The organism is Hypericibacter sp. (genome assembly GCF_050729195.1).
Taxonomy (GTDB): domain Bacteria; phylum Pseudomonadota; class Alphaproteobacteria; order Dongiales; family Dongiaceae; genus Hypericibacter.
The window spans coordinates 1-17,163 of sequence record NZ_JBOHKS010000270.1 but is presented as its reverse complement, the minus strand read 5'-3'; the positions used below and the strand labels follow the sequence as shown (position 1 = coordinate 17,163).

At 63.0% G+C, this 17,163-nt stretch carries 16 protein-coding genes; 9 read left to right on the top strand and 7 right to left on the bottom strand.

Annotated features, from left to right (window positions below):
• Nucleotides 1-2,086, top strand: a 2,086-nt coding sequence (locus tag ACREE8_RS21855; protein ID WP_431575130.1) for an ATP-binding protein, incomplete at its 5' end; no start/stop codon positions are given.
• 148 nt (nt 2,087-2,234) lie between these two features.
• On the opposite strand, the gene ACREE8_RS21850 is transcribed toward ACREE8_RS21855, so the two are convergent.
• The 4 genes from ACREE8_RS21850 to ACREE8_RS21835 form a co-directional block, all read right to left on the bottom strand.
• Nucleotides 2,235-3,290: a crotonase/enoyl-CoA hydratase family protein gene (locus ACREE8_RS21850; protein WP_431575129.1), complete on the bottom strand. Its 1,056-nt coding sequence runs from the start codon at nt 3,288-3,290 to the stop codon at nt 2,235-2,237.
• A gap of 563 nt (nt 3,291-3,853) precedes the next feature.
• Nucleotides 3,854-4,966 (bottom strand): ABC transporter substrate-binding protein, encoded by a 1,113-nt coding sequence (locus ACREE8_RS21845; protein WP_431575128.1) that lies wholly within the window; start codon nt 4,964-4,966, stop codon nt 3,854-3,856.
• Between the two features lie 62 nt (nt 4,967-5,028).
• On the bottom strand, nt 5,029-6,204 hold the full coding sequence (locus ACREE8_RS21840; protein ID WP_431575127.1) for a M24 family metallopeptidase: 1,176 nt from the start codon (nt 6,202-6,204) through the stop codon (nt 5,029-5,031).
• Nucleotides 6,205-6,444: 240 nt separating this feature from the next.
• Complete coding sequence (locus ACREE8_RS21835) at nt 6,445-7,554, bottom strand: ABC transporter substrate-binding protein (RefSeq protein ID WP_431575126.1); 1,110 nt, start codon at nt 7,552-7,554, stop codon at nt 6,445-6,447.
• 390 nt (nt 7,555-7,944) lie between these two features.
• On the opposite strand from ACREE8_RS21835, the gene ACREE8_RS21830 reads away from it, so the two are divergent.
• From ACREE8_RS21830 to ACREE8_RS21810, 5 genes are all read left to right on the top strand, one after another.
• Entirely contained in the window at nt 7,945-8,406 is a 462-nt protein-coding gene (locus tag ACREE8_RS21830; protein WP_431575125.1) for an allene oxide cyclase family protein, read from the top strand.
• Between the two features lie 216 nt (nt 8,407-8,622).
• Nucleotides 8,623-11,004: a PAS domain S-box protein gene (locus ACREE8_RS21825; protein WP_431575124.1), complete on the top strand. Its 2,382-nt coding sequence runs from the start codon at nt 8,623-8,625 to the stop codon at nt 11,002-11,004.
• Between the two features lie 27 nt (nt 11,005-11,031).
• Nucleotides 11,032-11,832 (top strand): glycosyltransferase family 2 protein, encoded by an 801-nt coding sequence (locus ACREE8_RS21820; protein ID WP_431575123.1) that lies wholly within the window; start codon nt 11,032-11,034, stop codon nt 11,830-11,832.
• Between the two features lie 113 nt (nt 11,833-11,945).
• Nucleotides 11,946-12,515 carry a hypothetical protein gene (locus tag ACREE8_RS21815; RefSeq protein WP_431575122.1) on the top strand — a complete coding sequence of 190 codons (570 nt, stop codon included), beginning with the start codon at nt 11,946-11,948 and terminating at the stop codon, nt 12,513-12,515.
• Between the two features lie 76 nt (nt 12,516-12,591).
• On the top strand, nt 12,592-12,918 hold the full coding sequence (locus ACREE8_RS21810) for an SOS response-associated peptidase family protein (RefSeq protein WP_431575131.1): 327 nt from the start codon (nt 12,592-12,594) through the stop codon (nt 12,916-12,918).
• A 76-nt stretch (nt 12,919-12,994) separates the two neighbouring features.
• Here ACREE8_RS21810 and ACREE8_RS21805 read toward each other — a convergent pair whose 3' ends face one another.
• On the bottom strand, nt 12,995-13,417 hold the full coding sequence (locus ACREE8_RS21805) for a hypothetical protein (protein ID WP_431575121.1): 423 nt from the start codon (nt 13,415-13,417) through the stop codon (nt 12,995-12,997).
• 10 nt (nt 13,418-13,427) lie between these two features.
• Here ACREE8_RS21805 and ACREE8_RS21800 point away from each other — a divergent pair, with 10 nt between their 5' ends.
• From ACREE8_RS21800 to ACREE8_RS21790, 3 genes are all read left to right on the top strand, one after another.
• Nucleotides 13,428-14,597, top strand: a complete 1,170-nt coding sequence (locus tag ACREE8_RS21800; protein WP_431575120.1) for a HalD/BesD family halogenase — start codon at nt 13,428-13,430, stop codon at nt 14,595-14,597.
• Nucleotides 14,598-14,675: 78 nt separating this feature from the next.
• Nucleotides 14,676-15,200 carry an integrase arm-type DNA-binding domain-containing protein gene (locus tag ACREE8_RS21795; protein ID WP_431575119.1) on the top strand — a complete coding sequence of 175 codons (525 nt, stop codon included), beginning with the start codon at nt 14,676-14,678 and terminating at the stop codon, nt 15,198-15,200.
• Nucleotides 15,201-16,155: 955 nt separating this feature from the next.
• The gene (locus ACREE8_RS21790) at nt 16,156-16,371 is read left to right on the top strand and encodes a hypothetical protein (protein WP_431575118.1); all 216 of its coding nucleotides are present in this window, start codon (nt 16,156-16,158) and stop codon (nt 16,369-16,371) included.
• Between the two features lie 154 nt (nt 16,372-16,525).
• Here the strand turns inward: ACREE8_RS21790 and ACREE8_RS21785 are convergent, their stop codons facing one another.
• Complete coding sequence (locus ACREE8_RS21785; RefSeq protein ID WP_431575117.1) at nt 16,526-16,870, bottom strand: hypothetical protein; 345 nt, start codon at nt 16,868-16,870, stop codon at nt 16,526-16,528.
• The coding region (locus tag ACREE8_RS21780) for a hypothetical protein (protein ID WP_431575116.1) at nt 16,867-17,163 on the bottom strand (297 nt) is incomplete at its 5' end. The genes ACREE8_RS21780 and ACREE8_RS21785, both read right to left, overlap by 4 nt.

Sequence of the window (17,163 nt, the reverse complement as noted above, 5' to 3'; positions counted from 1 at the left end):
GATGGTGCTGCCCGGCTATGTCGCCACGCTGATCCGCAAACTGACCGAGGCGAAGCGGGCGGCCGAACAGGCGAACCAGGCCAAGAGCCGCTTCCTCGCCACCATGAGCCACGAGCTGCGCACGCCGTTGAACGCCATCATCGGCCTCGGCGACCTGATGCAGGACACCAAGCTCGACCGCGATCAGCGCGACATGATGCGCACGATCGGCACCTCGGCCCGTGCGCTGCTGTCCTTGATCAATCACATCCTCGACTTCTCGAAGATCGAGGCCGGCAAGATGTCGGTCGAGATCATCGATTTCGACCTTTATGCCGAGATCGCCGACATCGTGCGCATCCTGCGCAACGAGGCGGTCAAGAAGAGCCTGCGCCTGGCGACCCATATCGGCGCCGACGTGCCGCCGCATCTCTTCGGCGGCTGCCAGCAGCTGCGCCAGATCCTGACCAACCTGCTGTCGAACGCCGTCAAATTCACCGACCGCGGCCATATCCTGCTGACGGTCGAGCGCATCGGCGGGACGCCGGAACAGCCCCTGCTCCGCTTCGAGGTCACCGACACCGGCATTGGCATCTCGGCCGACGCCTGCCAGCGCATCTTCGACAGCTTCACCCAGGCCGACGATTCCACCAACCGGCGCTATGGCGGCACCGGCCTCGGCCTCGCTTTGGCCAAGCAGCTGAGCGGCCTGATGGGCGGCACGATCGGCGTCGAGAGCGAGCTCGGCAAGGGCAGCCGCTTCCGCGTCGAAATCCCGATCGCCGTCTCCAAGGTGGTTCCCCTGGGCGCGCCGCCGGTTCCGCTGGCGCGCGAGGTGCTCCTGGTTTCTTCCGACACGGTGCTGGCCCGTCATCTGCAGTTCCCGATCGAGGAAGCCGGCTATGCCATGCGCCGCCTGACTTCGCTGGGCGCCGCGGTCGACCGCGTCATCGACGACAAGCGCGAAGGCATCGACTACCACATCGTCTTCCTCGATCCCGCGACGGGCCTGACGCCGACCGATGCGGCCGCCGCCCTGCGCACCGCCGATCCGACCGGCGACGTGGCGCTGGTGCTGATCGGCGGCGATCTGACCGGCCCCACCGTCCGCGAGAATTTCCTGATGTCGCTCGAGCGCCATCCGGATGCGGCCGCGCTCGCCCATCTGGTCCATGCGCTCCGCGTGTTCGACGCGCAGCGCAAGGACGAGGAACAGGAAGTCCAGCGCCGTCAGGCGGCGGAATCCCGTGCCCAGCGTCCCTTGCGCATCCTCGTGGCCGAGGACAATGGCGTGAACCGCAAGGTGACGGCGAAGATCCTGCGGCGCGCGGGCCACGATCCGCATCTGGTCGAAACCGGCGACGCGGCGCTCGACGCCCTGGAGCAGGAGCGTTTCGACCTGGTCCTGCTCGACATCAACATGCCCGGCACCAGCGGCCTCGACGTGGTGAAGCTCCATCGCTTCTCCCACATGGACGGCCCCTACCTGCCGATGGTCGCTCTGACAGCCGACGCCACGACCGAGACCCGCTCGCTCTGCCAGGAAGCGGGCATGGACGGCTATATCACCAAGCCGGTCGAGGCCGCGCACCTGCTCAAGGTGATCGAGGAGGTCGCGGATCGCAAGCCGCCGACCGCCGCCACCGCCGCGACGCCCGAACCGCTGCCGGCGCCAGCCACCGGCCCGACCGCGGCCGTCACCGACATCACCACCCATCCCCGCTTCCAGTCCGACAGCGGCCCGGTCATCGATTTCGGCGCCATGGCGGCGCTCGAGGCGATGGATCCCGAGGGCGACTTCCTGGGCGAGATCCTGACCGACTTCATCAGCGACACCGAGGGCCTGATCGAAGCCATGGCCGATGCGGTCCGCGACCGCCATATCGTCGGCATCCGCGATGTCGCCCATGGCATGCGCTCCAGCGCCGCCAATGTGGGCGCGGTTCGCGTCCACCGGATCTGCGGCGAGATCTGCGCCGCCTCCACGCCGGACCTCGAACGCGATTCCTCGCAGCGTCTGGCCGCCTTGCGCGAGGAGTTCGAGCGCTTCCGGGTCGCGGCCATGCGCCATCTCGAAGAGCGGCGCAAATCCATCCAGCCGAACTGACGCCGTAATCATCACCCGACGGCAAGGGCCCATTCCCGATCGACGATAAAAAAGACCCGGCAATTTTCATTGCCGGGTCCGGTCTCGAGTTACCAACCCCTTCGGGTCGGGCCTTCCGTCATGAATTCGTGGATCCGGATCGCCGGCCTCAGGCCGTGGCGATCGCGGCCGCCTCCGCACTTTGGCTGGCACGCTGCTGCTGGGCGATCGCCGCCCAGCGGCGGTCCTGCGCCGAAGCCAGCCGTTCCATCTTCCGGATATCGGTCGGGGCCAGCGCGATCGCCGCGTCGACCCAGCGTTCCGTGATCTGCATCAGCTCTTCGCGGGTCACGGGATGGATGGTCTGGCGCGAGCCATAGACCGCCAGGCGGGTCGCGAAGCCGCGATCCATCCGGGCGATATAGTGCTGCACCGCCATCTCGCCCTGCCCGTCCTCGGCCAGCACATCGACCACGCCCATCGCATGGAGCTCTTCGGCGCTGTAGATGCGCCCGGAGAAGACCATGCGCTCGGCCTCGACCATGCCGATGCGCCGGGTCAGGAAGCTGAGGGCGCCCATGCCCGGGAACAGGTTGAAGAGGATCTCGGGCAGGCCGAACTTGGCGCTCTTCTCGGCCACGATCACATTGCAGGCCAAGGCCGCCTCGAAGCCCCCGCCGAGCGCGTCGCCCTGCACCAGGGCGATACCGATGATCGGCAGGCCGACGTTGGTCGCGCGCGGATACTGGACCTCGATGCAGGCATGGGCGTAACGGCGCAGGACCGAGCGGTCGCGGCTGCGGATCAACTCGGCGAATTGCGGCAGGTCGCCGCCCAGGTTGAAGATGCCGGGGATCCGGGAAGCCAGGACCGAATAGCGCACCGGGTGCGGATCGGCCGGGGTCGCCTCGGCATACATGTCGGTGAGGAAGAACAACGCCTCGCGCATGTCGCTGAGCAGCCCGAAGGTGAAGCTGGCCCGGCCGGCGGGGCGCATATATTGCCAATAGAGCTTGGCAGTGCGGTCCCAGAACAGATCCATCTCGCCGAGGGTCAGTTCGCCGGTGGCGGCGAAACGAGCCAGGGCCGAGCGGCGCTCGGCCGGCGTGGCGATGGAATCGATAGGACGGGGTCCCGCCCTATTGGCCGCGGCGCGAATAGCGTCCGAATCGGGACCGTCTGTCCGAAAGAGCCCGTCGGCCGTCGCGATGCGATTAACCAACATTCTTTGTCTCCCCCGCCCCGTTTTCTGCCCTTGCCCAGAGCCTTAACAAAGGATGAACGTCCGGTTCACAGATTGCAAGCAGAAGATTCTGGATGTCCTTGTTAGGATTGGTAAAAAAGTAGTTAATATCAAGTTGAGGAGGCACCTTAAGATACGGTCGTAAAACGACTTTTACGCCGCAGCGCCTCGTTTTTGGAGTTACCAAACATGGCTAAGATTAGCTGAATAACGCCAAATGCGTCCGCCCGAAAATAGCGTCAGAGTCTTGGATATGGTTACTCAACTATTAACGAAAGAGATTTAAGCGACTCCATTGAATCATCAGTGAATTTAAAAACTACCCACAGTCGTCAGAACCGCCGGCCCGAATTTGGCCACAACCACAAAGCTGTGGAGAACTTTCAGCATCTGCCGGAATCGCCGGAAAAACGCCGACGAGATCGAGGGAGTCGCGGTTGCCGACTCATGATCGGGCCCGAAAACGAGACGGGGCGCCCTCCCTGTTCGGAAGAGCGCCCCGCTTGGCCGGTCGTGACCGGCAATCGAAAGCTGGTCGGTAAGTCTCAGCCACCGGCTTTGATGGTGGCCCACATCGCCTGGATCTTCTCGCGCTTGGCCGGCTCGACCGCGGTGAAGAAGTTCCCGGTCTTGAGGAAGTCGTTCGGATCCTTGAAGCCCAGCAGCGCGACGCTCTCCGCCGAGGCCACCTTGAAGGATTCCTGGTTGGCATGGCCGTAGCCATATTGCTCGATCAGGTACTTGCCACTCTCGGGCGCCAGCATGGCGCTCATGAAGTCATAGCGTTCCTTGTCGCTGCACTTGCCCTTCACCGTGGAGGTCAGGCCGCAGATCCAGGTCATGATGCCCTCTTTGGGGTTCATCATCTTGATGTTCACGCCTTGCTTCTTGAGGTTGTTGACCGACTGGCCCCAGCCCCAGGCCGCCACCACCTCGCCCGACGCCAGCGACTGCTCGAGCTCGGTATTGTCGGTCCAGTAGAAGCGCATGTTCGCGTTCATATGGCGCAGGATGTCGCCCGCCTTCGCCATCTCCGCGTCGTTCATGTCCATCGGATTCTTGGCGCCGCTGAGCAGGCCGGCCACCGCCGCGATGTTGTCGGGCGAATCCAGGAACGCCATTTTCCCCTTGTAGCGATCGTCGAGGAAGATGGTCCAGCTCTCTTCCTTGATGTCGACGAGGTCGGGGCGATAGATCACCGAGGACGTGCCCCAGTCGAACGGCATGATGTAATAGCCGTCCTCCTCCTTCACATCCTTCACCGACAGGAATTGCGGGAAGATATTGTCCCAGCCGGCGATCTGCTTGGTGTCGAGCGGCTTGATCAGCCCGGCATCCTTGAAGCGCCGCACAGTGTTGACGCAAGGATGGATGACGTCGGGATTGAAACCGGCGCGGACCTTCTGCAGCGCCTCCTCCTCGTCGCTGAAAAAGGTCGCGGTCGGCTCGCCGCCATAGGCCTTGGTGTAGGCGGTGTGCAGCTCCGGGATCTCGTAGCCGTTCCAGCCGAAATAGGACAAGGTCGCGGCCGCTTCGGACGAACGCCCGAAGACCGGCGTCATCGCAACGCCAAGCCCCAAGGCGGATGCCGCCTTCAGGAAGCCCCGCCGATCGGTCATGTAAAGATCGATGACGGAATTCACTTTGCCTCTGTTCATGTTTCCTCTGCCTGCCGCCCCAAGGCGGCGTTGCGTTGTTGGGGCCGCCTTGAACCGGCGGACTACCAGCGGCGAATGCGTGCCTTGCTGATCTTTTCGCAGCCTCTGTCGGTGACGAGGACGGTCTCCTCGAAATCGCCGACGAAGCCGTGTTTCTCCACGGTGCGCTCCACGCACAGCACCATGCCGGGCTCGATCACCCAGGTTTCGTCCGGCACCAGCCAGGGCGCGTCCCAGCCGAGGCCGATGCCATGGCCCAGCCCCGAGAAATCGCTGGTCGCCGCGAAGCCCAGCTCCTGAAGGCGCTTGAAGCCGGCCTTCGCCACGGCGCCGGCGGTGACGCCCGGCTTGATGGCGGCGATGCCGGCCTCGACCGCGGCGATCGAGGCTTCAAAGGATTCGATTTCCGGATGGCTGGCATTGCCGATCGGCTTCGAGCGCGAATGATCGAAGTAATAGCCCTGAAAGACGCCCGAGAGGCCGATACCGAACCAGTGGCCGTCTTCCAGCGGCTCCTTCGAGGCGAAGGTCGGGAAATCGGTCGCGATATAGAGCGGCGCATTGCCGCCGCGACCCGACGCCATGAAGTTGTTGTACATGACAGCCCCTTCACGGGCGAGCGCGTTCAACCCGACGCCCATGATCTCGCCATGAGTCTTTCCGGCCTGCGCGAAATCCATCATCTCCTCGATCGCGTTGGAGCCGATCTCGGAGGCGCGGCGCAGAATCGCGATCTCGGCCGGGGACTTCACCGAACGCTGTTTTTCCAGGATCTCGTCCGCCGGCGTGAAACGCGTGCCCTGCAGGTCGGATTCGATTTTGCGGAAGGCGGCCCAGGGCAGCGCGTCGGCACCGGCGACGCCGATATGCTTGCCTTCGAGCTTGGCGTCCTTGATCGCCTTGACGACTGCCGGCAGCACATCGTCGGCCTGGACCACGTTGGAGAGCGGAATCTCGTGCGGCCGGACCGGCATGTCGACGACCAGGATCGGGTCGCCCTGGTTGGGCAGCACCAGCATCGGATGGCCGCGCGCCGACCAGTCGGGTCGGCGATCGGGGATGAAGGGGAAGGAGCTGTAGAAATTCGCGAGATAAAGAACGTTGGCGTAGCGATCGACCGAGCCCCCGCCGCGCGAGATCACCAGAAGACCGTCGAAACCGGCGGCGGCCGAAGCCGCCTTGGCGCGGCGTTGCCGCTCTTCGAACTCGCCGATCGTGATGGAGGGAGCGACGGCCATGCTGTTCCTTTCGACGACCGACAGCCGCCCGCGTCGAGCGCTGCCGTCATTGCATCCGTTCATTGCTATGTCGCGAGGATATGAGGGCGTCCGGGACCGCACAAGCGGGCCACTTGTCCTGTTACATCGGATTTTTCGAAACCAATGGCATGATGGTCTCAACCATCGATAAAAGGAGCCCGGCCTCGCGGGGCCGGGCTCTCCTGATGAACCAAGTATGCAGCCCTGAACCGGTGTCGGCTATTGCGACGCCTTCACCTCTTCGAGGATCTGCGACAGCTCCGCCAGATGACGCGACACGGTCGAATAGACGCCTTGCCCCAGCATCTCCGTCGGATCCTTCGGCAGGCTGCGCTTGGCCAGCATCTCCGGCGCCACCATGCCGAAGGCCTTGCTGTTCGAATGACCATAGCCATAGGTCTCGATCAGCCATTTGCCGGCCTCGGGCGAGCTCATGGCGTTCATGAGGTCATAGGCCGCGTCGTCATGACTGCCGCCCTTCACCCGCACCAGGCCGCAGCAATAGGTCAGCGCCCCTTCCTTCGGCGAGACGAACTTCACCGGCACACCCTGGTCGATCAGGGTTGCGGCCGCCCCGTTCCAGGACGACGACGCCACCACTTCGCCCGACGTCAGCGCCTGCTCGAGCGTGGTCTCGTCGTTCCAATAGAACCGCAACAACGGCTTCTGCTCGAGCAGCTTCTTCTTGATCTTGGCCAGATCGTCCGCGGTCATGTTATTCGGATCCTTGATCCCGACCAATGTGGCCACGATCAGGCCGGTGTCGGCCATGCCGTCGCCGATGGAGAGCTTGCCCTTGTATTTCGGATCCCAGAGCAATTCCCAGCTGTCGACTGGATCCTTGATCAGGTCGGTGCGATAGATCAGCGCCGTCATCCCCCAGTCGACCGGCAGAAACCAATGCTGGCCGTCCTCGGTCACGGTTCCCTTGAGATTCTTGAGGGAGTCGAAGAGCTCGCCCCAATGTTCGAGGCGGCTGGTATCAACCGGCTCGATGACGCCGGCATCGCGCCAGATCGACACGCGATTGTTGCAAGGATGCGCCAGATCGACCTGGAAGCCGCTCTGGATCTTCGTCAGCGCTTCCTGCTCGTCGCCGAACAAAGGCGTCTGCGGCATGCTGCCATGCTTCTCGACGAAGCCGGGCATGAACTCCTTCACGTCATAGCCGCTCCATGTGTAATAGATCAGATCGTCCGCCCGCGCGGCCCTGGGCAGGACCGGCATGACGGCGAGACCGAGCCCCGCCGCCGCCAGCCAACGATGTAATTCGCGGCGCGTCATGCGCCCATCGGTCAATCTGTCGATGAATTCCCTCGATCCAGCCATGGTTCGCTCCCTTGGGTTCCCTGCTTGTCGACATCCGCGTCGCAGTCGCATCGGTTCCGGCGATAATCGAGGCGCCGGACGCGCGCTGACGATTCTTGTGGGCAAAAGGACGGCGCGGCTCACGAGACGAACCGCCCGATCGCTGGCGGTTCGAGTGTAGTCGCGCGCCGATGGCAGCGGCAATCGCTCCTTCGGAGGGGACCGGGCGGCCGCCGCTCGCAGGTCGGCCGGATCTACAACCGACCCGTCAGTGCCGTTGACGCCCGCCAAAGGACCGGCCTAGCGTGGGCGGTCGCTTCTTCACGGCACCGCCCCGCTTTCGGCGTCGGCGCGCGCTTGCGGAGGCGCCAGATTTTCGTCCCGTTTCAACGAACAGAGGAGAAAATCCCTATGCCCCGGTTTCTTGGCCTTTGCCTGCCCTTTGCTTTGATTGCGCTTGCCGCCCTGGCGGTCACGTCACGGCCGGCCGGCGCGTTTCAGACCGAGAGTGCCGCCTATGTGGAGCGCGCGACGACGGACGCGGTCACCGACCTGGGCGACAAGGGCGACAGTGTTGGCGATCTGCTGACCTTCGCGAACGAGATCTATGACGAGCACAACAAGACGCTGGTCGGGCATGACAATGGCTGGTGCATCCGCACCGTCGTCGGCAAGGCCTGGGAATGCTATTGGACCCTGGAGCTGGAGGACGGCCAGCTCAGCGTGGCCGGCCCCTATCTCGACGCCGCCGATTCCGTCCTGGCCGTGACCGGCGGGACCGGAAGATATTACGGCGCGCGCGGCGAGATGAAGCTGCATGCCCGCAACGCCCAGGGTAGCGAATACGACTTCATGTATAAATTCACGCATTGATCGGCGGCTTGACCGGCCACGTGGGGCCCGGCGCGAGATTCGATCGCACCGGGCCCGAGCCCCCTTCCCCGGACTCGACCTTTCCCCTTAAGACCTTGATTGTAAGATTCACGGTCGGCCTCCCCGCCCTGGGCCCGTCCGCGCTATGGTCTAATTAGGTAACTTTCGACAGCTAGCCTTCCCTGTTCCGGGCGAGGAGTCCTGAAGGCAGACAGTATGGATCGCGACAAATCCAATCCGGCGGAGATGTTGCTTCGCGAGAGCGAGGCTGTCCTGCGCCGCGCACAGCGTATGGCCAAGCTCGGCCATTGGATCTCGACGGTGACCACGACACCCGACGGCGGCACGAGAGTCATCACCCGCTATGGCGCCGCCGCCGCCGAGATTCTCGGCCGCCCGATCGAGGAACTCGATGCGAGCGACCAGGATTTCATCCAACATTTCGTTCATCCCGACGATCGCGCCGAAGCCCTCGCGACGAACGCACGATATGTCCGGGATCTCCTGGATCTGTCCGACACGAGCGCGAAGGCGCCCTATTACACCTGCAGCTATCGAATCATCCGCCCGAATGGCGAGATCCGCGAACTGAACGAAATGGTTGAGGGCGTCCTGACCGACGACGGCTCGCTGCGCTATATCATGGGCACGATCCAGGACGTGACCGAGCACAGGGCGGTCGAGACAGCACTCGCGGACAGCAGGACCTTGCTGCGCGAGATTGTCGATTCCATGCCGGCGACGATTTCCGTCCGCGATATCCACGGTCGCTATGTCTTTGCCAATGCCACTCTGGCCGCCTTTCACAAGCGGCCGGTCGACTGGTTTCCGGGCCGAACACTCGACCAGCTCTATGACGAGAACTATGTGCGCCATGTCCTCGAAGCCGACCGCCAGGTGATCAAGAGCGGACAAAAGCACGCCTTTCACCGCACCGATTATCTCGACCCGCAAGGCTTCACCAGCGCATGGCTGACCTCACGCGCGCCGATCCATGACGCGGCCGGCAATCCGAAATACGTCGTTTCCATCGGGCTCGACATCACCGAGCTGAAGCAAATGGAGGCGGCACTCCGGGAGAGCGAAGATCGCTTCCGCGTCATCGCCGACAGCATTCCGGCCTTGATCTGGATGAGCAACGACAAGGGCGACTGCATCTTCCTGAACAAGCAATGGTCCAGCTATACCGGCCGGCCGGTCGAGGAGGAGCTGGGACATGGATTCCTCGACAGCATCCACCCGGACGATCACGAGCGGTCCAAGGAAGTCGAAAACAGCATTCTCGCCCACCATCATCACACGACGGACGAGTACCGGCTGCGCGCCAAGGATGGCAGCTATCGCTGGTTCCTCGATACGCTGGTGCCGCGATTCTCCGCCGACGGCGCCTATCTCGGCCATATCGGCGTCCTGATCGACATCGAAGATCGCCGCAATCTCGAGGAGAAGCTGCGGCGCGTGCAGCGGCTCGAGGTGGTGGGCGAGCTCGCCGGCGGCATCGCCCACGACTTCAACAATCTGCTGACGGTGGTGATCGGCAATCTCGATCTCATCAACAGCAATCCCAAAGACACCGAAAAAGTCGCGCGGCTGTCGGCGAGTGCGATTCAGGCGGCCGAACGCGGCGCCGAGCTGGTCCACCGCATGGTGGCTTTCTCGCGCCAGCAGAATCTGAATCCGCGCCGCCTCGAGCTGAACGATCTGGTCGCACGGATGAGCGAGATGCTGCGCCCGTCCCTGAACGCCAACATCCGGATAGAGTTGAAGCTCGCTCCGGATCTCTGGCCCGCGCTCGCGGATTCCGGCCAGGTCGAGGATTCCTTCCTCAATCTCGCGCTCAACGCCCGCGACGCGTTGCCGGAAGGCGGAAAATTGACCTTCGAGACGGCGAATGTCGTTTTCGACAGCGCCGCGGCCACGCCCGATTCCGAGCTGCGGCCCGGGGCCTACGTCATGTTGGCGGTGACCGACACCGGCATCGGCATGACGCCCGAAGTGCTGGTGCAAGCCGTACAGCCCTTCTTCACGACCAAGGAGGTCGGCAAAGGCTCCGGTCTGGGCTTGAGCATGGTCTACGGTTTCATCAAGCAATCCGGCGGACATATCGAGATCGATAGCGAGGTCGGCCGGGGCACCTCGATCAAGCTCTATCTGCCCCGCTTCGTCGGTGCGACGGCCACGGAAGCGCCGCTCGCTCCCCGGCCATCGGTCGGGGGAGCCGAGACGATCCTGGTCGTGGAGGATGACGCCCTGGTCCGCGGCTTCGTCGTCGAGCAGTTGCGCGGCCTCGGTTACAACATCATCGAAGCGCATGACGGCGCGGCCGCCCTGGCGCTGCTGGCGGCCGGAACGAAGTTCGACCTGCTCTTCACCGACGTCATGTTGCCGGGCGGCATCCTGGGTCCCCAGATCCTGGAAGAGATGCGCCGGCAGCGGCCGAACTTGCGGGCGCTCTTCACCTCGGGCTATAGCGAGGATCATGTCCTGCCCCGGGACCGCGGCCCCAGCGCGGTCAAGCTGCTGCAAAAGCCCTATAGCCGGCAACACCTGGCGGCCGAGATCCGGGCGGCGTTGGACGCCAAGCTTGCTTCAGCCTGATATCCACTCCCGCGAAGGAACTGGCGATTGCAAATCCTGTCGGTGCTGATCGCCTCGCGCCTGGCCCCGTCGACCCGGCCGCAGGCCAACGGCAGCTTGCTGGTCGAGGCCGCGATCCAGTCGATCCGGGCGCAGACGGCCGCCACCCGGTTCGAGCTTCGCATCGTCATCGGGGTCGATCAGGGCACAAAAATCCCGGCGGCCCTTGCCAATCAAGATGGCGTCAGGATCGTCGAGAGCGACGGCAAGACCCAGGCTGCGGCCCTCAATGCCGCAGCGCGCCATATTGACGGCGAATTCGTTTCCTTTCTCGAGGATGACGATATCTGGGATCCGTTTTTTCTCGAGGCCGCCTTTGCTGCGCTCAATCTGAAGTCTTTCGGGTTCGCCTCCTCCAACCCACTGGAGATAAGCGAGGCCGACCGGCCGCTGCGTTTGAAGGATTTCCCCACCATGTCCGGGTGGCTGATGCCGCGCGCGACCTGGAACGCCGTAGGCGCGTTCGACGAAAGCTATCGCTGGCATCTGGATAATGACTGGTTGGGACGGCTCAACCGCTTGGACATTGCGCGCTGCCATCTCATTGAAGCCGGAGCGCCACGGGACTGGGCAGCAACCCAGCGGGACCGGCCCGAGATTGCGGCATTGCTCAAACACAGCAATGGCAAGGTCGAGCTGCTCAGGCACAGCCTGACCTGGCCCCTGGTCAGAAGGCTGCTGCATGACGGATCGGGAATTGCCCTGATCAACCGTGATGCGGGGGTCAAGTCCGAAAGTCGCGACGAGTATGAGCGCCTCATCCGCGACTATGGCTGTCTGCCCTGGTAAGAGCGCTCGCGGGGCCTCCTTCGAACGGGCAAATCAAGGTCTGGACCTGGCACGTAACGGCGGGCATCGTGTCGCCCGCGGGATGTTCTGCAACGAGCCGGGGAGAGCCGAGGATGCATCCGTCCTTATCGGAGTTCGTCACGAAATGCGAAGGCATCATCGCCGCCAAGGAGAAGGCCGCCGATCGGGTGACGATGATCGCGCCGCTGATGCAGACCCTCGCGGCCCAGGCCGACCAGTTCCTCTCCGACGATCACAAGCGCAGCGAGGAAGAGCATTACGCCCGCAATGCGATCCATATCGCGCCCAGCGGCAATCTCTCGCTCTTCGCCCTGGTCTGGCTGCCGGGGCAATGGACGCCGGTGCATGACCATGGCTGCTGGGGCGTCGTCGGCATCGTCAAGGGCGTGCTCGAGGAACGCAGCTATATGTCCGCGTCCGGGGATATCACCGCCGACACCAATATCCGCCTCAAGCGCGGCGGCGTCATCCTGCTGAACCCAGGCTCGGTCTCGAGCTTCGTGCCCAATCCGGACCACATCCACATGACGGGCGTCGCCAAGGTGCGCCAGACCTGCGTCAGCCTCCACCTCTATGGCCGCAACATGAACACCTTCCACACCTACGATGTGGATGCCGGCACGCGGCGCCTGATCGATGTGCCCCATCATGAGAGCCGCTGAGCCTAGCAGGATCACCACGCTCCTGACGCAGCGCCGCTACGACATCGGCTGCACCAGATAGCCGACGACTGCGCCAATCGACGCCACGGCGTTCCGGGCGCGACGATGCCTGGTCCCTTGTCGTGGTTTTTACGGATGGCGGGCCGCCCTGGAGGGTTCCGGCCAGCCCTATCTGATCGGCATGGCCGACGGGTCGCCTTTTGCATTGGCCGGCGTTTGGGAGACCTGGGTCGATCCGCGCAGCCAGCCCGACGCGACGACCTTCGCGATCATCATGACGGACGCGAACGAGCCGGTCCCGTCGATCGTGGCGCAACCGCTGGCTCGATGCCGGATCGCCTCAGGCAACCCGCGACATGTTGCGGCCCTGTCCGGCTGCGAAGATGCGGGGCCTTCCGCGTGAACAACCAGGTCAACGATAAGAAGACCAACGGCCCCGAGCCGATGGCGCCGCTGAACCGAGCGCGGGCGGCAGGCCGCTACTGGCCGGCGGCCTTGTAATAGCTGGCGACGTCGCCGGGGCAGTAAGGCTTGAGCAGCTCCAGATCGCCACTGTCCAGTTTCTCGATGCTCGCCGTCACCTGCGTGTCGAGCTTGGATTGCAGGTCGGGATCGGGCGTCTCCGTGCCGGCGGCGACGGCATCCAGGTGGCGCAGCTGCGCCGGGGTCACATTGTCCACGACATCGTTGGCCATGCAGGCCGAGATCTTATGGCGGAGGTCCGCAGGGATCTTGGCGAAGCTGTCGGTCTTCATGTGATCCTCGAACTGCGTCCGGAGCAGATCCCAATAGGTCACCTGGCCGGTCGGCAGCGGCCCGGATTGGGGGCCCGTCGTGCCCTGACTCGTGCAGCCTGCGAGCAAGGCCGCGGCCAAAAGGACCATCGGGAATCTCATCGTCACGACCTTTCTCATGATGAATGTTCCGGCACTGGACGGAAGCCGAAAGCTACGGGCTCCGGCCCGCGACTTTGCCCGAGCCAAGGCGGCAACGAAAGGCGTCATCGACGGACCCGAATTGATTGTCGACCGCCGCCGTCACGGCCGAGGGGTCGAACCCCGGATCGCCGGCATTGGCGAGCGCCCGCCACCAGCCTACAATTCCTTCCGCTTTCGATGCGGCGACATGGGGCTGGAGGGCCGGACGATGGGGTTGGATACGAACTCGAAAATCACGACTCCCGACCGGTACCCGCCGCGTCAGCCGGAGAGTACGACAATCGACCCCTTGCTCCGTGCTGGCGACGGCGGCCGGACGGTGGGGTTCAATACCATCCCGGAAATCATCGATCTCGATCGCTACCCGCTGCACCAGCCGGGGAGCGAAGCTATCGATGCACTGCTCCGCGAAGGCCGGGCCACGCTCAAACATGACGCGTTGTTCTCCCTGCCCGGTTTCGTACGGCCCGAGGCGGCCTCGTTCATGGCGGCCGAAATCGAAGCGCGCGTCCCACTGGCCTGCCGGCACGATACAGACAGACCCAGTTACGATAGTGACGGCAAGAGCTGGCCGGCCGGCCATCCGCGCACCGCGACCCATCTGTTCCGCTATCATCAGGTGCTGAACCACCAGATCCCCAACAACTCCCCGCTTCGCCGGCTTTACTGCTGGGAACCGTTGCGGGAGTTCCTGCGCCAATTGATGGGCTTCGAGACGTTCTACCGAAGCGAATGTCCGCATCTGGCCCTGTCCGCGAAGGTTGCCGGGGAGGGCGACACCGATGGCTGGCACTTCGATGGCAATGACGTCGTGTTTTCGATCGTCTTGAAGGAACCCGAGCAGGGCGGCCTGTTCGAGTACGTTCCCAATCTCCGCACCGAAAAAGACGAAAACTATGAGGGCGTGGCCGCGGTATTCGACGGCAATCGCGACGGCATGCGCAGCGTCAAGCTGTCCGCCGGCGACCTGAATGTCTTTCAAGGCGATTACACGCTTCACCGCGTGAGCCCGGTGAAGGGCGAACGCAAGCGCGTGGTCGGGCTGTTCTGCTACGACCGCGTGCCCGGCACCAATTTCGGCGAACCCTATATTGAGGAGCTGCGCCGGCATATGCCGGGGGCAGCGCCAACGCGAATTTCTTGAGCCGATTTTGGAATGTTGGTGAGCCCGATGGGATTTGAACCCATGGCCCTCTGATTAAAAGATCGCGGCGCCGGGCATTTGGATGTTTTAAGAATAAAACAAAACACCCCTAAAGCTACTGTTTGGGTTGGAGTTTCGGGCTCCAAGACCGCCATCAATGCGATGCGAGCGCCCGACCCGTCGGGCAAACAGCGTCTCCACTGGGACATCGATCTGCGCGGCTTCGGCGTTCTCGTCAGCGGCACGACAAACGCAAAGACCTTCATCGTTCAACGGGAGGTCGCCGGCAAAACACGGCGTATGACCATTGGCCCGGTCAACGTCCTCGATCTTGACGCGGCCAGAACGAAGGCCATTGCGCTCCTTGCCGACATGCATGCCGGTGTGGACCCCAAGGTAAAGCAACGAGCCGCCAAGGCCGCTGGGCTGACTTTGCAGGCGGTGCTGGATGATTATCTCAAGGCCCGGAAGGCGCTCCGCCCCACCACGGCCGACGACTACCGCGGGACTTGCGCTCGCTATCTATCCGGCTGGCTCGAACGCCCCATTGCCGACATAACACCCGATCTTGTCGAGAAGCGCCATGAGCGAATCCCTTCGTAGTTCGTGGTACTTTGCACCACGACTCTTCGGGACTAAATACCTCGATCTCGCCTATCCCCGGTGTCGCGGCTTCGTCTTCGACTTGCGTAAGCGACCTGCGCCGAGCCTGTTGCCGCGCGGTTTGGAACCATTGCCAGCCGCCTTCGGGCTGGCCAGGGCATCCGCAATGGCAACTTGTGCTAATAGCTCGATGAGCCGCAGATGATGCGGCGTCAGGGGGCGTTTCGCGGCACTCCTCATCTGCCTGCCCTCCCCGCCACCCGCGCGGCCTTCTTCGGCCTTCCTGGCCCCGCTGCGTGCTGATACTCAGCGGTGTGCAGGTGCGTGCGTACTTCTAGCCATGTGACGACCGCGCTTCGCTTGTATCGAATTCGACGCGGACCGATCCGAACGAACGGTGGGCCGTCACCGCGTGATCGCGCGGTGTCCAGCCATGGCTTTGTAACTCCGAGCCAAGCCGACAGCTCGTGAGGGCTCAAAAGCTGCTCTGGGCTTTTCGCAGTTGCTTCGGCCGCAAGTTTCGCGGCGCGACGATCAAGGTGAAATTGCCGACTGGCATGCTGACAGACGCCCGGCCTTGGGTCCCTTAGGACATTTTTTCAGGGAGCGCGGAATGCGCGGGGTGTCAGCGTCAGGTGGGCGACGATCAACAATCCAGCCGAGCCGAATGCTGTCGCGCGGGGATTAGGCTTAGACGCGCCGTGCTGTTTGTCAAACGAAAAACAAAACATTCGACGTATCAACAGCATAATCTAACGGTGCTATGCCACAACAAGTTGCAGGGGACGAAGCGTAACCCGCTCCGAAATTTTCAGCGCTTAATGCGATGGAATAAGTGGTACGTTTCCATGTCGCCGGTTGTGGAATGTCATGTTGACTCGACTCGGACGCGTAAGGTGATGTTCCTACCCCCGCTTTGCATCGAGTGCATTATTCGGGTCGTCGGGAGGAAACCATGGCGAACAAATTCACAGATGACATGGAACGTATCGAGTGGGCATTCGGTGCCATCAAGCTCATCGCTGATTGTTACGCGAGTGGCGTGGAGGGTTCGAAGCGCATTCAGGACATCACAGACATGCTCGCGATGGGCGGGGCAGAGAATGGGCTCAGGAAACACGTTGCCGTTGCCATCATGAAGGCCTACAGCAACAAGCCGGTTCCAAAGTAGATCGCGCTTCGTCAATGGCACTCCCGTCCTCAGTGCCTAGAACGTTCACTGTGCCGGCTCTCCGCACGCAACAAGGGCCGGGAAGGCTCTCGCCCGCCCAGCCCATGATCGTCGCTGGCCCCAATCCGGGGCCGGCATGCCCTCAGCAGGGCGCCTACCTCCTTGCGTTCGGATCGAATGACAGAAACCGCGAATTGGAAGCATCGAAATATTTGACATCGCCCTGCTTGTTCAGCCAGTCCCACGCAGTGGCCGGCAACCAGCCCGTGGCCGTGATCCTGTCGAGGAGAAGGAACACGTGCTGATATCCATCTGGCAGCACATTGCGGAATCTGAGGGTCAGATCGTTCTGCTCAAGAGGGGATCGGAAGATGTACACAGACGGAAGCCAATGCCACCAAGTATCGATGAAGCCGGCATCCTGAATATACTGGTGCAGCGCTTTTGGATTGAACCGCGGGTCGGCATGATTTAACGCCAAGAGATATATATTCATCATGGCTGCTCCTCCGGCCCTGGCGCGGGGAGGATGTCGGTCGCCGGATTGCCTGTAAGTGTCAGATCGGCGCCACGTTGGCTGAAGCCCTGGCGATTATCGCCCAGAAGCGCGAGGACCGCTTTCCGATGCTGATGATCCTCCGAGAGCAGCAGCGTTGGGTCCTTGATCGCGAAGTATATGAACGCCGCGAAAATGGCGACCAAGCATGCCGCGATCAGCGCCAGCAGATAGGGTGAGTACGCGGGCATCACCCACGCAAGAGCAAAGGCCCCGACGATGACCATGAGAAGTGT